Source organism: Thermodesulfobacteriota bacterium (genome assembly GCA_040756475.1).
Classification (GTDB): domain Bacteria; phylum Desulfobacterota; class Deferrisomatia; order Deferrisomatales; family JACRMM01; genus JBFLZB01.
In genome coordinates, this window is sequence record JBFLZB010000115.1 from 1 (window position 1) to 14,584 (window position 14,584).

Consider the following 14,584-nt stretch of genomic DNA (forward strand, 5'->3'; position numbering starts at 1 on the left):
GGGGAACACATGGTCCTATAGTAAACAGGAGCCGCACCAAACGGTCCATCCCCACACCCGTGGGGAACACGACTTCTCCAGGGACGAGGAGGTCGAGATCACCGGTCCATCCCCACACCCGTGGGGAACACAGAGGAAATAATGAATAGATATCCGGTTATTCCGGTCCATCCCCACACCCGTGGGGAACACCGTCATGTACCCGCCGGACACCTGTGCCCACTCGGTCCATCCCCACACCCGTGGGGAACACCGCCGCAAAGCGTTGACGATTGGCGCGGATCACGGTCCATCCCCACACCCGTGGGGAACACCTGCGGTTCGATTGGTGTCCGTTGGGTCCGGCCGGTCCATCCCCACACCCGTGGGGAACACCGCAGCGCCATGGCGTAGAGGGTGCGGATGTTCGGTCCATCCCCACACCCGTGGGGAACACCCTGCTACCGTAACGGGCGGTTCACACTATCCCGGTCCATCCCCACACCCGTGGGGAACACGCCGTACCCGTTGCACGGCGGCGACGGGCGCGCGGTCCATCCCCACACCCGTGGGGAACACACTAATTCCACCCCATTGAAATGACTGAGCTATCTGAGCTGTGAAAAATGTACCAAGGTTTTAGGTCGCGTTTGGCCCCGCATCTTCCTCCTTTCTCTTCGGGCCATCGGGTAAGAACGACACCAGCCGGAGCCCATCCATGTCCGCAGGTATGCGGCGATTCTGGCCGAGGGTCTCGAAGTCGAAGCCGCTCTCGGTGTTCGTGGCCCAGGCGAGAACGGCGTTGCCGTGCTCGATCCCCTCCTGTACCTGCCGCCAGAGCATCTCGCGCACCTTCTTGCCATACTTGCCCACGTAGACGCCGGCCCGTACTTCGAGCAGCCAGACCGCGAGGCGCCCGCGAAGCCGCGGGGGTGCGTTCTCAACCACGATGACCAGCATCGCCGAGCTGCTCCTTGTTGGGAATGGCCGGGGCTACCGATTCTTCCGGCGGCTTGGGCACGGGCAGATCGCCGGCCGCGAGCACCTGCTCGATCGTGGGGATGATCCGGGCCAGGAGTTTGGTCTGACGAAAGGCGTCGCGGCATGCGATCCGCACGGCCCGCTCGGGGGCCTGAGGTTGGGTGGCCGCGATGCGAAACGCCACCGGCACTACCGTCTCGAACTTGAAGATGTCGGCGATATCGTAGACGAAGGACTGGGGCTTGCCCGTGTGGATGAAGCCCACTGCCGGCGCATAGCCGGCGGCCAGGATCGCCGCCTCGGTGACGCCGTAGAGGCAAGCGGTGGCGGCGGACAGGCACCGGTTGGGCACATCGCCGCTGCCCCACTCCGTGTGGTCGTAGTTGCGCCACTTCCACTCCACCCGGTGCTGCCGAGCGATCAGCTCGTACATTTTGCGCACCCGTGCGCCCTCGATCCCCCGAAGCTGCTCCACGCTGCGGCGGGCAGGCGGCTCCTCCTTGAACCGGAGGGCATACATCTTCCTCACGGCCTTGAGTCGCGCCGCGTCGTCCAGGGCCAGGCTGGCCTGGTAGAGCAGCCGGTCCGCGCGGGCGCCGCCCGGTTGGCCGGCGGAGTAGAGCCGCACGCCGCCCTCGCCGACCCAGACGAGGAGGCACCCGACCCGGGCGGCCAGCACCACGGCCGCGTGGGAAACTCGCGTGCCGATCTCCAACATCAGGCAGGCCACGCCGCCCACCGGGATGTGGGTGCGCACTCCGTGCTTGTCCACCACGACGAAGGCCCCGTCCAGCACGTCGAGCTGCCCCTTCTCGACGAACACGACCGACACGCGGTCCTTGACGGGGATGGGCTTCAAGGGTGGGAGCATCGCGCTGTTCCTGCTGTCCGGGTGGGATGTCTCGGTTCACCTCGCGCCCCGGCCAGGGCGAACGCGCAAGGCACGGGGGGTGACCACTGCAAATCCCCCGCCGACGTTTGGGCCACACGCAGCCAGCGCCTCGGCGGTGAGGGCGGCCTTCTCGGCGGCCTTCAGCCCTTGCAGCCGCAGGAGAACCACGCCGGCGGACAACCGGCCCTGCCGAAAAACGAGCTCGCCGAAATCCTTGTCCGACGTGACCAGGATCGCTCGCCGCTCCCTCGCGAGGTCGAGCACCGTCTCGTCGGCGATACCGGGCGCCATCTCCGACACATACAGCACGTCGTGGCCGTCAGCGCGAAGGCGTTCGATGATGGCTCGGTCCACCCCCTCGTCGGCGACAAGATTCACTACACGGCCTTCCGGAGCGGATGGACCACCTCGGCCTTCATCGACTCGGCCGCGAACGCCAAGGCGGCCGAGACGGCTTCCCGCGAAAGGCGAGGATGGGCCTCCACGATCTCGTCGACGGACTCGCCCGCGGCGAGTTTTTCGAGGATCAGCTCCACGGTGATCCGCGTGCCCCGAACGACGGGCTTGCCGAGCATCACGTCGGGGTCAGAGACGATCGCAGGTTCGATGTTCACGGGGCTCTCCCTTCCTCCACCCTGTCTGCGACGACTTGCGAACATGGCGGACCCATCATACCCGCCGAATCAGCATCAGCCCACACCCGAAGCCCTTGGCCGGGCCGAAGCCCTGGCGGAGTTGCTCGCCGAAACGAGTGGGATCGACGACTCGCAGGACGCCGGTGAAGTCCACGGTACTCAGGCGGATGGTCTTCCCGCCGCCCTTTCGGAACTCGTGCTGGCGATAGGCGTCGGCCCGGACGCTCTCGACGCGAAAGCCTGACTTCTCGGACCGCTCTTCGAGCCACCGGCCGGCGGCCGCCTGCATGAGCTCCGCCTCCAGGGGCCACTCGGCGCGGGGGACTGCCTGGAGCTTCAAGCGGTGCTTCTCCTCCATGACCACGTCGTGGCGTTTCCCGGCCCTCGTCCGCACAGGGTTTGCGCGAAGGAGGAACCCGAGGCGCGTTCCTGCGTCGAGTATTGGCGCAAAGGGCTTGCTCTGCGCGCTCCACAGTTCGTTCTCCTCGGCCGGCGGCCGGGCCGACAGCGCGTACACCACCGGTGGCCCGGCGCCCTCGGTCACCTGGTACAGGAAGTCCCGCTCGCGGTCCGGGTGGTCGCCAAAGAGCCCCCACACCGCTTTGTGCAGAGAGTAGGGGCTTCGAAACGCGCTCCAGAACGCCCCGGCCCGCCCGGCGTCGGGGCGGACGGTGATCCGGCTGAAGTACATGGTCACCCCTCCTCCATCAACGGCGAGTGGTGCTCGCGCCGGACGTCGAACTGCCACCGGCGGCGAGACAGCGGCACGTCGCGGCGCTCGAAGGTGTGGCGGGGGTCGAGCCCCGCTTGTGCGCCGTCCTCCCAGTACAGCGCCGGCGGCCCCGAGACGGGCAGGTGGCGCAACTCCTCGAGATTGGCGAACCGCGCCGCCTCGAACGCCGCCCGGATCGAGGTTGCGCCCACGATCTGAGGTTCCAGTGGCAAGGCCAAGGGGCAGGACTTCCGGCCCAGGTAGAGCACGTACCCGGGCCGCTCCAGGGCGTCGCGGATCGCCGCCAAGGGTAAAGGGGCGTCATGGGCCCTCACCCAGAGCGCGACGGCGGCGAGGGCGTCCATCCGGTAGTCACGGCGGGATAGGATCGTGTTCAAGGCGTCGCGCGGCAGCGTGAAGAGCTCGTCTCGGCGCGTGGCGAACGTCCTGCGGTTCCTGCCCGTGCCCGACGGCGGTACCTGGACCGTGTGGTAGTCCACCAGGGGCACGCCCATGCTGTCCACGCGCACAGCAAAGCCGTAGGACTGGACCAGGGCGCGGTGCGTCGCCTCCTGGTCGCGGTCGATCCGGAGGGCCGCGGCCACCAATCCCAATATGGCGGACTTGGAGGGGTGGGTAGCGCTCGGCCGCACCTCGCCCACGGCGATGTCGCCCCAGGAAGCCAGTGGGCCGTAGAGTCGGAAGACGAGGTAGTCCGTCATGCCGGGTCCTTCTTCTCGGGCAGCGGCTCGGCCACGAAGTCGAGGAGCTCCGCAAGACTTCCCTCGCCCGTCGCCGCGTTCATTACGCAGGGGGGCACGTCGCTCAAGGCTCCGTAGACCTTGTCCATGTTCACTCGGGTGTCTTCAAGGACCTTGATCGCGCCGCCCAGCATGTCCTGGCCGGTCACGGGCTTCAGGAAAGCGACCGACAGGGACCGGGGTTGGCGCGTGCCTTTCTCGGCCAGGATGTACGAGGCGTAGGCGCGAGAGGCGAAGCTGTTCTGCTTGCCCGTGGGCGCCACGGTCGCGGCAGCCTCGGCCAACGCTTTCAATGTCCGCCGGGTCAGATCCTTCTCGTCCTGGAGGTTCTCGAGGAGGAGGTCCCGGTCGATGCAGACGTAGAGGTAGAAGAGACCGGCTGCGAACTCGGTCTCCCCGATGTGACCGGCGCCCACGTCCTCGGCCCCGCTGTTCAGGTCGTCCACCGCGGTGAAATAGTCGTCCTCGACGGCGACCTTGTGGACGGTGATGGCGTGTGCGACCTGGGCTGCGGCCTCGGTGTTCTTGGCTGGCGCGGCCGCCAGCATGCGGCCGAACAAGGCGATGTCCGAGGCGGTGTGCGCGGCCTGCAGGAGACCGTTCAGTTCGTCGTCGCGCGGCGCACGCCGCTCGGCGATCAGAGTGGTCGTGAGCGTCTCGACCGCCGACACCTCGGCGGGGCTGAAGTGCGCGAGTTGCTCGATCTCCTCGCCGGCGGCCTTGAGCTTGCCGAACCGGCCAGCGATGGCCTGCGCCCACTTCTTCGCATCCCCTTCCGGTATCCCGGCGGCGGTCAGGCGGTCCAGCACGCCGACGCCCATCTCCTTGGTGCGGGTGCCCACGTGGCCGTCGAGCGCCCCTTGAAACAGGTCGGACGTCCGCCACGCGCGCTTCAGGCTCTGGGACGAGACGCGGAGCCTCTGGACACCGCCCATGACCGCCGTCTTCGGGCGGCCCAGGTCGTCGCGGTTCAGGTTGGCCGGGGGATAGCTGGTGAGCAGGTGGAGTTGGATGAACGTGCTCATGTCGGGTCTCCTCCTCTACAGTTCCGAAGGTGCCGCAGCGTAGTACTCGTAGGCCCACTCCTTCTTGGTACGCTCGTTCCACCAGTAGACGGCCCGGGCCAGATCCACCAGGTTGACCGTGCCGTCGAGCAGGCGGACGACCCGGAGCAGGAGGGGGTAGAGCTCGTCTCGATCCGCGACCGCCATAAGCCGCCGGAACCTGAGCCCACTTACGCGCGCGCCGGCCCCCGGCGTCTTGGCCGCCGCCATCTGCCGGGCGACCGCGGCACCGGCCGCATGGGCTCTCACGTGCGCCGCCAGTCCGGCCACGGCCGCGAGTCGGTCCGCGTCCCTGGCCGCCACCGGGTAGCCGGCCTGCCGCAACTTCGCCAGGAGGCTGTGGAAGGGCGCACAGTAGGCGACCTCCGCCGGGCCCGCCGCCCGCCTCAGGCTGGCTCGCTCGCCCCGGCTGCCTTCCAGCGCCTCCCACCAGGCGACGAGGAGGCCCGAGGATTCGTCCCCTTGCGTGAAGATCCGGCCGATGCTCTGCTCTGCCATCACCCCTCCTTTCTCTTCTTCGGAGCCGCCTTCGCCGCTGCCTTGAGCGGCAGCCCCAGGGTCTCTCTCAGCTTCTTGCCCCGCAGCACCTTCTGGAGGTCGCGCCAGGCGAGCGCGATGCGCTTGGGGTCGGCGGCCTCGAAGGCGCCGGTCTGGGACAGGTCGTCGAAGATCCGCTCCGCCGTGCGGACGAGGAGCCTGTGCCATGCCTCGACCTCCGGCACGACATCACCCCCAGTCTGCAAGACCTCTCGAATCCTCGGGAGGGCGCCGAAGAACGCCGGCTCCGTCTCCTGCCAGAGCCGGCCCGAAACGAAGGAGAGGTCGCCCTTGACGTCACTCCCCGGCTTGAACAGGGCCTTGCGGACGTGGCTGCGGGTCTCGAAGGCGGCCACGTCGGCGCCGCGGACCAGGGACGCAGCGCGGAAGGCGAAGTCCTCGCGGATGTCCTCGGGACAGGCGAAAAGCGGCATGGTGCTGTCGTGCCAGCAGCGCGCCTTCATGTTGTCCATGTCGTAGCCGAAGGCCCACAGCCGAAGGTCCTCGCTGCCGGCCCGAAGATACCGGGTGACGACCGCTGCCGGCTCGCGCCCGCCCTTGCCGTCCGTGACGCTCTGGACCAGGCCGAGCCAGTGCCGGTACCCGATGCCGCCAGGATCTGATCGGATAGGTTTCACCGAGCCGTCCTCGTTCACGTAGTGAGGCGAGAGTGGATGCCGCCAGGGACCGTCATAATTGACGCCGTGGTTCTTGGTCAGATACGTCTGCACGAACTGCAACCCCTCCAGTCCGCACAGGTCACACGTGTCCGCATTTCTTGAAGCCGAGAAAAGGAGTCGAATGCGACGAGGCATGGCCCAAAACGCCTGCGCCGGGTGTGCATCGTCGGGGGTCGTCTTCTGGTCCTTCTCACTGGTTCGAGTTCGCTGGAGCCAGGGGAAACGGTCTTCCGGCGAACCCTTCTCAGGGTTTCCGGTCCACGACAGGAAGGCCCTGGACTCCAACGTGTTCAGCCAACAAGTCGCCCACAGTGAATCCCCCTGGACCAAGGTCGTAAGGAACCGTGGCCCGCGCATGCCCGCTCGATGGCCCCGGCCGCCCGACGACGCGTTGACTTGAAGCGTCAGCAAGGCGCTTGCTGCGCAGGCTGGACAAAGCCGGCCGACTCTTCCCCGTTTCACGAAGTGCCCCCCCGAAGGGACTTCGATGAGCATGTCCTCGATATTGACCAAACGCTTCGCCCGGTCGACCGGGGCCAACGCCTCGATTTCTAGACCCAGCGTCAAGTCCTGCAGGAACCGAGGTCCGTCCCCGTCCAGGTCGAAGGCGAACGAGACCGGTGCGAAGGCCTTCTTCAGGGTCGGTGGATCGGGCGGCTCTCGGCGCCGCGAACGCCACTCTCTGCCGTCCTCCGGTGCGAAGCACGTCTGCAGGAGCCCGACCAGGAACTGCGCCAGCGCCCCGTTGAAGTCCGGCCGCGGCGCGGCCAGGCCCACGAAGGGGTCCTCGGCGAAGCGATCGGTGAGCTGCCACGGCGCGATGCGCTCGACGGCGCCGCTCTGCCGGCGGGCCGGGATCCAGGCGTCTTCGATCAGGTTCATGGCTCGTCTCCTCCCAGGTACCGGAGCCCGAAGCGGGCGTCGTAGCTCACGCGGACCGTCTGGTCACGGCCGTTCAACGCGGTGCCGACGTAGCCGTCGTCCGTGCGCTTGAGGACCACGACCACGCAGTGCTCGCCGCGGTCTGGCATCGCCGCCTTCGCGGCGGCGAGGGGCGCCTCCGGCACAGCCTGTGCCTCGGCCGCGACGCGGTTCTTGCGGACCGCGAGCTGCGAGAGCTGCCAGGCGTGCCGGGGGTCACCCTGGGCCCACGGCACGAGTCGCCCATCCTCCCACTTGGCCAGGCGCACGGTGGTCGTGGGGTCCCCGAGCCGGGTGGGCGCCGAGGCGTCGTCCTGCCAGTGAGTGGCCGTGGCCGCGTAGCCGGCGTCGAGGTCGAGGCTGTTCAGCCGCCCCTGGGCCGACTTGGCGCTGGCGTTGCCCTCCGCCCGCTGTGTGCGGGCCGCGAGGCCGGTTGGGATGGCGGCCTGTGCGTCGTCGCCGTACACGGCCTCGATCATGGCGCGGGCGTCCTCGGGCATGGTGAAGCCGCCGTGCTCCCCGAGCCACCGGGCAGTGAGCCAGAGCTGGCCGTGGTTCTCATACACCCACGCGGCCCGCGGGAAGAGCCCGGAGAACCAGGCGGCGTCGGCCTCGGTGCCGGGCTCGGGCAGGAAGACGCCGAGCTCCGGCGGGGGCCGCCGGTCGCGGCCGTCATCGACCCGGTTCCCCTCGGGGTGCCGGGCGTGGCGCTTCAGGCGCCCGGCCCGCTGGATCAGGAGGTCGATGGGGGCGAGGTCAGTCACCATGCCGTCGAAGTCGAGGTCCAGGGACTGTTCCACGACCTGGGTGGCGACGAGGAGCCGCCCTCGGCGTTCGCCGGCCGCGCTCTCCGGCCCGAAGTGCCCGAGGACCTCCTTCTCCCGGGTCAGGCGGTCGCCCAGGGCGAAGCGGGCATGGAAGAGCGTCACGCGGTCCTTCCCGAGGCGCTCCGTCCACTCCTGATACGCTTCCAGGGCGTCGTCCACCGTGTTTCGCACCCAACAGGCGCAGCCGCCGGCTTCCAGCACCTGGCCCAGCGCCGCCGCGACGTCGTCCCGGGAGTGGAGCGGCCGCACGGCCACGCGCCGGCGGAGACTCTCCCTTGCCTCGGTCGGGACCTCGCGCAACCCCTCCACCGTGAGCTGCGTCACCAGGGGATAGGCCGTTTCCACGGGGCTCGCGTCTTGGACGTTCAGGCTCTGCCCGAAGGCCCCCACGAGCTCGGCGCGCATCTTGGCCGGGAGCGTGGCGGAGAGCAGGATCGCGCTGCCGCCCAGGGCCGCGTGGAAGCGGAGCAGCGTGCAGAGAAGCCGGTGGACGTACGCGTCGCAGGCGTGCACCTCGTCCACGATCAGCACCTTCCGGCACAGGCCGAAGAGCCGCATGGACTGATGGCGCGCCGCGAGGACCGCGAGCAGGGCCTGGTCGATGGTGCCCACCCCCACGTGGGCGAGGAGCGCCTTTTTCCGGCCGTCGGCGAGCCAGTCGGCGCACTGCCGCGAGGCGGTGTCCTCGCCCCGCGCGGGGCCGTCCTCGGCGCGGTTCCGGTCTTCCAGGGCCAGTGCCAGCCGGGCGGCGCTGTGGGCGAGGACGAGGGAAGGCGAAGAGCCCTCGGCGAACAGCCGCCGGAACATCGGCTCGACCCGGCGGTGCATGGCGTTGGCCGTCGCCATCGTCGGGAGCGCGAGGTAGACGCCGTCCGCCGCCCCTTGCGCCATGAGCCGGTGGGCCAGGGCCAGGGCCGCCTCGGTCTTGCCGCCGCCGGTTAGCTCCTCGACCACGAAGAGCTGCGGGTAGTCCGAGAGCTCGATCTCCTCCGCCAGCCGCTGCAGCGGGGTGAGCGAGTCGAAGCCGGGGAACAGGGACCGCGCGCCGCCCCAAGCCGAGGCAGGCGCCGCGACCAGGCCGCTCTCGGCGACGGCCGTCCGGGCCTGGGGCAGTGCGTGGTCCCGCCAGTAGGTCTCGAGGGGAATGGGGTCGCTCCGGTATGGGAACCAGGCCTCGTTGGAGCCGATCCAGTCGGCGGCCACCGCGAGGCCGGCCGGGAGCCACGACACCCGCGGAAACGCCCGGGAGAACCGCCGGTAGTCGGTCAGGTCGAAGGGCGCGCCCCCCGGCAACAAGCGACCCGTCACCGCCTCCAGGAAGGCGGTCGCGTCCACCGCCACGGAGTCGGGGAAGTGATGGGATACTGGTCTCCGCGACAGGTCCAGCCGTGGCGGGCGGCCGTGGTGCCCGGTGGTAGCCGCGAGCCACGGCGTGAGGAGCTCCCGCAGGTCCTCGGGGTCGATTCCGGCCGCCGCGCTCCCGGCCAGGGTGCCCATGGGCCGCGGGTTCAAGCTCCGCTCCGTGAGGAAGCGAAAGCCGAGGGTGTCGTGCCGCTCGTCGTAGCCGGCGCGGCTCTCCCGGCCCTGCAGGCTGCAGAGGAGGTCGGGGCGCAGGTTCTGGAACCCGTCGCCGAACTTCCCCACGTCGTGGCCCGCCAGAAGAGTCACGAGCCAGCGCCGCAGCTCGTCCACCCCAACCCTGAGGAAGTCGGCCACGCCGGAGACCAGGGAGGGCTGCTCCCCAAGGAGGACCTCTCCGGCCGCCGCCACGTCCAGGCAGTGGTAGACGAGCAGGTGGAACCCGCCCCCTTTGTCCACGGTCCTCGCCTTGCCCCAGTACCGGAGGTACGAGCCGTAGTCGCCGCTCATCCCATCACCCCCAGCTCCCGCAGCCGAAAGAAGCACCGGGCGCACGCCCGCACGTCGGCCAGGGCGGTGTGGGCGCCCTCGATACCCTTGCCGAAGAGCTTGCGGTGGAGTTGCTCGAGGGTGGGCCACTTGAAGCGGCCCCGCGCGCCGGGGATGCGGCAGTAGGCCGTTGCTTCCTGCATGGTGCAGTGGGCGGGCTTTTGGAAGAGGGCCTGCTCGATGTCGGGCCGGGCATGGCCCACGCGGTGGAGTTCGGCGGCGAGGCCGTTTCGGTCGAAGTCCAGGTTGTGGGCGACGAGCGCAACGGAGTCGGCTTCGCCGTCGAGCGCAGCCAGAAACCGGCCCAGGGCGTCGGCAAGGGGCAGGCCTTCGGTCCTCGCCTGCTCCGTGGTGATCCCGTGCACCCGGACCGCATCGGCCGGGATGGCAAACCCCTCGGGGCGGATCAGGTGCTCTTCTGCTGCCGCTTCCCGGCCGTCGTCCCCGACCACCGCCCAGGCGAGCTGGACCACGCGCGGCCAGTTGCGGGCGTTGGTGTAGGGCGCCCGGCGGTCGAGGGGAAAGCCGGTGGTCTCCGTGTCGAAGATCAGGAATCGGCTCATGCGGTCTCCCGCGGGGCGTCGTTCGGGCGACGCCTCTTCCACACTTCGTACTTCTCTTTCCACTCCCCCATCGCCACGAACACCGGCCCCGGGCCCTCGTCGGGCCAGCGCCACCAGCCGCCGGCCTGGCCGGCGAGCCAGGCCAGGGCGTCGGCGTCGAGCTCCCAGCCTTTGGGTGGGCCGAAACTGCGGCCTTGGTCGGGCGGGGCAAGGCCGGCCCGGCGGCGCTCGACCCAGGTCCAGAGGTCGAACTCGAGCCCGACAAGCCACCCCGCGCACCATAGGTCTTCCGAGAGCTGCTCCATGAATACGCGCAGGGCGCGTGCGGCCTCCACCTTCATGGCACCCTCCTGGGAAGTGCATCCGCGAGGCTCGGGCGTGTGGGGCGCGTCCGACCGGTGGGACGCGTGCGCTCGGCCGAGCCGGGGCTTCCCCGCTGGGTCTCCGGCCCTCGTCGCCCAGGATACGCCCCCACCCCTGTCATCTGGTGTCACAGGTCCCGGCTTTTTCGCTCTTGCCATACAAGGCCGAGAGCCGGCGGGCTTCTTCGGCCACCTGGGCACGGAGCTCTTCGGGTTCCAGGACCTCGACGTCGGCGCCGAAGGACAGGACCTTGAGCTTGATCTCCCGCAGGTCGGCCACGGGCAGCGAGAGGTCGAGGGATCCGTCGGGCCGGGGGGAGAGCTCCTGGGTCTCGTGCCAGACCTGCTCCCGGACCCAGCGGGCCCGGAAGGGGGTGAAGCGAAGCCGGACCTGCCGGTGCTCGGCCCCCTGGAAGAGGCCGAAGGCCTCGTCCACCCGGACCGCCCACTCCTCGGGCGGCCGGGAGGCGAAGCTCTCGTCCTCGACCCGCACCTCGTCCATGCGGGAGAGGTAGAATTTGCGCCAGTCCTCTTGGTGACGGCAGTAGGCGGTGAGGACCCAGCTCCCCTGGTAGTGCTGGAGGTGGTGGGGCTCGACGTCGCGGCGGGTGGGCTGGTCGTGCTGGGGCGAGAGGTAGGTGATGGCGAGGACCCGGCGGTGGAGCAGGGCCTCGAGGATGGCTCGGAAGGTGGGCTCGGGGGCCGGGGAGTGGCCCGGCCAGGCGGCGGAGAGGTTCCGATCGAGGCGCTCGCCAAGGCCGGCTGCGGGGAGGTCGGGGGCGCCCAGGGCGAGGAGGAGCTTGTCGGCGAGGGAGCCGACGGCCTCGGCGACGAACCCGCCCCCGGCGCCGGCAACCAGGCGCCGGGCAAGGAGCACCGCCAGGAGCTCCTCCTGGCTCGCCCGGATTTCCGGGAGGGCGAAGGTCTCGTCGGCGTAGCGGTAGCCCTTGCGGGAGGGGTCGTACTCCAGGGGTGCGCCGAGCCGGTCGCGCAGGAACTCGACTGCCCGGTAGGCGGTTCGGTTCGAGAGCTCGAACCGTTCGGCCAGGGTGCGGGCGTTGGGGTACCGGTACCGACGGACTTCGTGGTCGAACCAGTAGTAGCGCTCCAAGGCGAGGGGGTGCTCCACGGCGTGCCTCCCGAACGGGGTGCCGGCGCGGAGGGCAGGAGGAAGCCGGACCTGCCGCCGGGGGACCGGCCGAAGGCTGCAACCGCGTCAGGCTACCACGGCGCCCGGGGTCGGCGCTTCACTCGAAGGAGTGAATTTGCCCGACTCTAGCCGCCTTCCACCTTGCCGCGCCCCGACTTGACCTGCGCATGCCGTTTCTTGGCCTGGAGCCGGCGCTCCTGGGAGGCGCGGGTGGCACGGGTGGGGACGCGGCGCTTCTTCTTGCGGTTGCGGCGGGCGAGCGCCTCCACCAGCCGCTCCAGGGCCGCTGCCCGGTTGTCGGCCTGGGAGCGGCGCTCGGTGGCGGTGACCACGATGCCGGTGGGCAGGTGCCGGATGCGCACCCCGGTCTCCCGGCGGTTGCGGTGCTGGCCCCCGGGGCCCGAGGCCCGGAAGAACTCGACCTCCAGATCTTCCTCGCGCAGCGCCTCGCTCATCCCTTCACCCGATAGCCCTTCTCCCCGAGGAGCGGCCGCAGGCGCTCCCGGTGGTCTCCCTGGAGCTCGGCTTGTGCCTGCTTCACCGTTGCGCCGGTGCCGCAGAGGATCTTGAGCTCCTTGGCGAGGGCGGCGAGGGCTTCTTTCGAGAGGCCTTCCGCAGCGAGCACGGTGACGGATTTGCCCGCGCGCTTCTCGAGGCGCAGGCGGATGACGGGCTTTCCTGCGGGGGCGGGCGCAGGGGCGGCGGCGGAGCACCGGCAGCGGTCCTCCGGGTGGCCGCAGCGGGGACAGTCGCGCACCAGGGACCAGCCCAGGCCGCCGGTGCGGCGAGAGCGCGGCGGGGGGGTCATGGGAGGACGGCTCCGTGTCCTTCGTCCGGCGCCCACAGGACCCGGGCGGGGGCGCCGTCGCCCGCCTCGACGCGGAGGGGAAGGCAGTAGAGGGTTCCGCGCCCGCGGGGTGCGCCCTCCAGGCGCAGATTCTCCACGATGACCGCCCCCGCGCCGAGGAGGGCCCGGTGGGCGGGGAGCTCCCGGGAGGCGACCGGGTCGACGCTGGGGCCGTCGATCCCGAGGAGCCGCAGGCCACGGCCCGCGAGGGCTCGCGCCCACTCTGGGGGAATGCCGTCGGGGCACCCGGCCAGGAGCAGGCGCTCGGCCTGGGGGAGGGCCCCGCCCTCGAGGGCTCCGGCGTCGAGAAGCAGGCCGGGTCCGATCCAGAGCTCCAGGGGGAGCTCTGCCAGCTTCGCGCCGCCGGGCAGGAGGTGGGCCGGGGCGTCCACGTGGGTGCCCGAGTGGGTGCCGAGCTCCAGGCGCGCGGCCCGGTAGCCGTCGGGGGCCAGGGAAGCGCTCGCGCGAAGGCGCACCGGCTCGTCCCCCGGGAAGACCGGGGTCTCGGGGCCGAGGGGGTGGGTCAGGTCGAACAGGCGCATGGCACGACCGGGGCTCGGAGCCCGTGAAACCATCTGCTGCGCGACCGGGTTGCTTCGTTGCGCAGTCCGGTCTGCTCGCGACGATTCTTTCACGGGCCCTCAGGGCTTGAAGACCTCCCAATCGTACACCAAGCGCAGACCCGCCTCCACGTTCCAGACCCGGTAGTCGTTTGCGTCGTCGGTGCTCCGGTGGGCCAGGTGGGTCGCCTCGGCCGCAACCTCGATCCCGGGAGCCAGACGGTAGGCCGCCCAGATCCCGGCGGAGAGGGGCGTATCCCGGCGCCGGTCCGCGCCGTCGGCTTGTGTGCGGTAGGTGCGCACCTGGTAGCGGGCCCAGCCCCCGCCCCGGGCCCCCGGCCCCAGGGTGGCGTCGAGACCCGCGGCGCCGCCCGCCGCGCGGTACTCTTCCAGGTCCTCGTTGGAACGGTTGATGTCCCCGAAGGCCTCGGCCCAGAGCTGTACGGGGCCGGAAGGCGCCCACCGGAGACCCGGCCGCAGCAGCCCGCGCAGGTCCTCCTGGCGGTCGCCCTCCAGGGTGTCGCGGGAGTCGTACCAAAGCGCGGTGGCCGACGCCTCCAGGGATACGTGGAGCTGTCTCCCCGGTGTCCAGGAGAAGCTCGGGGCGATCGCCGCCCACCGGGCGTCGTCCCCCGGGAGCGCCCGATCCCGGTAGGTCCCCACGGAGAGCCCCAGGGCCGACCGGGCGCTTCCCGAAGGCAGGGCGACGCTGCCCTCGGCGGTGAGCTCCTCGATGTGCTCGAAGCCCGACTCCGCGAAGTCCGTCCGGTGGTAGCCGACGTTCAGGGAGAGCTCGGGCAGGGAGAACTCGGAGCCGCCCGAAGGGAGCGCGGTCAGGGTGAGGCTCGGCGCCAGGCGAAGGTAGGGCGAGCCCCGGTGGTCGGGTTCCAGGAAGCGGTTCGAGGTGTACCCCGCCGCCGCCTCGAGCCCGGGAGAGACGAACACCTGTGCCCGTACCTCGTGAGACAGGGCGGCCCAGCAGGCCAGGAAGAGACACAGGGTCCCCCGGGGGCCGCTCACCGGGGACCGCCCCCCGGCCCCCGGCCCCCGCCAAACCCACCTCCGGGCCCGGTTCCCCGGCCCGGTGCCCCGCCCCCTGCGCCGGGAGCGCCCCCGGACCCTGGTCCTGCGGGGCCCGGCCCCGGCGAGCCCGCTCCTCCCCTGCCTCCCCAGAGGGCGGCACGCACCGCCGGGCCGTCCAGCCC

At 70.5% G+C, this 14,584-nt stretch carries 17 protein-coding genes and 1 CRISPR repeat array; all 17 genes read right to left on the reverse strand.

Annotated elements, in window-relative coordinates:
* The first annotated feature begins 41 nt into the window (after positions 1 to 41).
* A CRISPR array of direct repeats spans positions 42 to 558; the repeat unit is 29 nt; unit sequence CGGTCCATCCCCACACCCGTGGGGAACAC.
* Between the two features lie 60 nt (positions 559 to 618).
* The 17 genes from cas2e to AB1578_15585 all read right to left on the reverse strand — a co-directional run bounded on the left by cas2e (position 619) and on the right by AB1578_15585 (position 14,399).
* Positions 619 to 939: a type I-E CRISPR-associated endoribonuclease Cas2e gene (cas2e, locus tag AB1578_15505; protein ID MEW6489310.1), complete on the reverse strand. Its 321-nt coding sequence runs from the start codon at positions 937 to 939 to the stop codon at positions 619 to 621.
* On the reverse strand, positions 920 to 1,831 hold the full coding sequence (gene cas1e, locus AB1578_15510; protein MEW6489311.1) for a type I-E CRISPR-associated endonuclease Cas1e: 912 nt from the start codon (positions 1,829 to 1,831) through the stop codon (positions 920 to 922). The genes cas2e and cas1e overlap by 20 nt, the downstream gene beginning before the upstream one ends.
* 36 nt (positions 1,832 to 1,867) lie before the next feature.
* The gene (locus AB1578_15515) at positions 1,868 to 2,230 is read right to left on the reverse strand and encodes a DUF5615 family PIN-like protein (protein MEW6489312.1); all 363 of its coding nucleotides are present in this window, start codon (positions 2,228 to 2,230) and stop codon (positions 1,868 to 1,870) included.
* Positions 2,230 to 2,460: a DUF433 domain-containing protein gene (locus tag AB1578_15520; protein ID MEW6489313.1), complete on the reverse strand. Its 231-nt coding sequence runs from the start codon at positions 2,458 to 2,460 to the stop codon at positions 2,230 to 2,232. The genes AB1578_15515 and AB1578_15520 overlap by 1 nt, the downstream gene beginning before the upstream one ends.
* A 61-nt stretch (positions 2,461 to 2,521) precedes the next feature.
* Entirely contained in the window at positions 2,522 to 3,178 is a 657-nt protein-coding gene (gene cas6e, locus AB1578_15525; GenBank protein MEW6489314.1) for a type I-E CRISPR-associated protein Cas6/Cse3/CasE, read from the reverse strand.
* Between the two features lie 2 nt (positions 3,179 to 3,180).
* On the reverse strand, positions 3,181 to 3,921 hold the full coding sequence (gene cas5e, locus AB1578_15530) for a type I-E CRISPR-associated protein Cas5/CasD (GenBank protein MEW6489315.1): 741 nt from the start codon (positions 3,919 to 3,921) through the stop codon (positions 3,181 to 3,183).
* Entirely contained in the window at positions 3,918 to 4,985 is a 1,068-nt protein-coding gene (gene cas7e, locus AB1578_15535; GenBank protein ID MEW6489316.1) for a type I-E CRISPR-associated protein Cas7/Cse4/CasC, read from the reverse strand. The genes cas5e and cas7e overlap by 4 nt, the downstream gene beginning before the upstream one ends.
* 15 nt (positions 4,986 to 5,000) lie before the next feature.
* Complete coding sequence (casB, locus tag AB1578_15540) at positions 5,001 to 5,522, reverse strand: type I-E CRISPR-associated protein Cse2/CasB (protein ID MEW6489317.1); 522 nt, start codon at positions 5,520 to 5,522, stop codon at positions 5,001 to 5,003.
* On the reverse strand, positions 5,522 to 7,123 hold the full coding sequence (casA, locus tag AB1578_15545; GenBank protein MEW6489318.1) for a type I-E CRISPR-associated protein Cse1/CasA: 1,602 nt from the start codon (positions 7,121 to 7,123) through the stop codon (positions 5,522 to 5,524). Before casA ends, casB begins: the two co-directional genes overlap by 1 nt.
* Positions 7,120 to 9,858: a CRISPR-associated helicase Cas3' gene (cas3, locus tag AB1578_15550; protein MEW6489319.1), complete on the reverse strand. Its 2,739-nt coding sequence runs from the start codon at positions 9,856 to 9,858 to the stop codon at positions 7,120 to 7,122. Before cas3 ends, casA begins: the two co-directional genes overlap by 4 nt.
* On the reverse strand, positions 9,855 to 10,460 hold the full coding sequence (locus tag AB1578_15555) for a 3'-5' exonuclease (protein MEW6489320.1): 606 nt from the start codon (positions 10,458 to 10,460) through the stop codon (positions 9,855 to 9,857). The genes cas3 and AB1578_15555 overlap by 4 nt, the downstream gene beginning before the upstream one ends.
* Positions 10,457 to 10,801 (reverse strand): hypothetical protein, encoded by a 345-nt coding sequence (locus AB1578_15560; protein ID MEW6489321.1) that lies wholly within the window; start codon positions 10,799 to 10,801, stop codon positions 10,457 to 10,459. Before AB1578_15560 ends, AB1578_15555 begins: the two co-directional genes overlap by 4 nt.
* A gap of 139 nt (positions 10,802 to 10,940) precedes the next feature.
* The gene (locus tag AB1578_15565; GenBank protein ID MEW6489322.1) at positions 10,941 to 11,951 is read right to left on the reverse strand and encodes a WYL domain-containing transcriptional regulator; all 1,011 of its coding nucleotides are present in this window, start codon (positions 11,949 to 11,951) and stop codon (positions 10,941 to 10,943) included.
* Between the two features lie 146 nt (positions 11,952 to 12,097).
* Positions 12,098 to 12,427: a peptide chain release factor-like protein gene (locus tag AB1578_15570; protein MEW6489323.1), complete on the reverse strand. Its 330-nt coding sequence runs from the start codon at positions 12,425 to 12,427 to the stop codon at positions 12,098 to 12,100.
* Complete coding sequence (locus tag AB1578_15575; GenBank protein MEW6489324.1) at positions 12,424 to 12,780, reverse strand: stress response translation initiation inhibitor YciH; 357 nt, start codon at positions 12,778 to 12,780, stop codon at positions 12,424 to 12,426. The genes AB1578_15570 and AB1578_15575 overlap by 4 nt, the downstream gene beginning before the upstream one ends.
* Positions 12,777 to 13,361: a cyclase family protein gene (locus tag AB1578_15580; protein MEW6489325.1), complete on the reverse strand. Its 585-nt coding sequence runs from the start codon at positions 13,359 to 13,361 to the stop codon at positions 12,777 to 12,779. Before AB1578_15580 ends, AB1578_15575 begins: the two co-directional genes overlap by 4 nt.
* A 99-nt stretch (positions 13,362 to 13,460) precedes the next feature.
* Positions 13,461 to 14,399, reverse strand: coding sequence for a hypothetical protein (locus AB1578_15585; GenBank protein ID MEW6489326.1), 939 nt, complete (start codon positions 14,397 to 14,399; stop codon positions 13,461 to 13,463).
* Between the last annotated feature and the right edge of the window lie 185 nt (positions 14,400 to 14,584).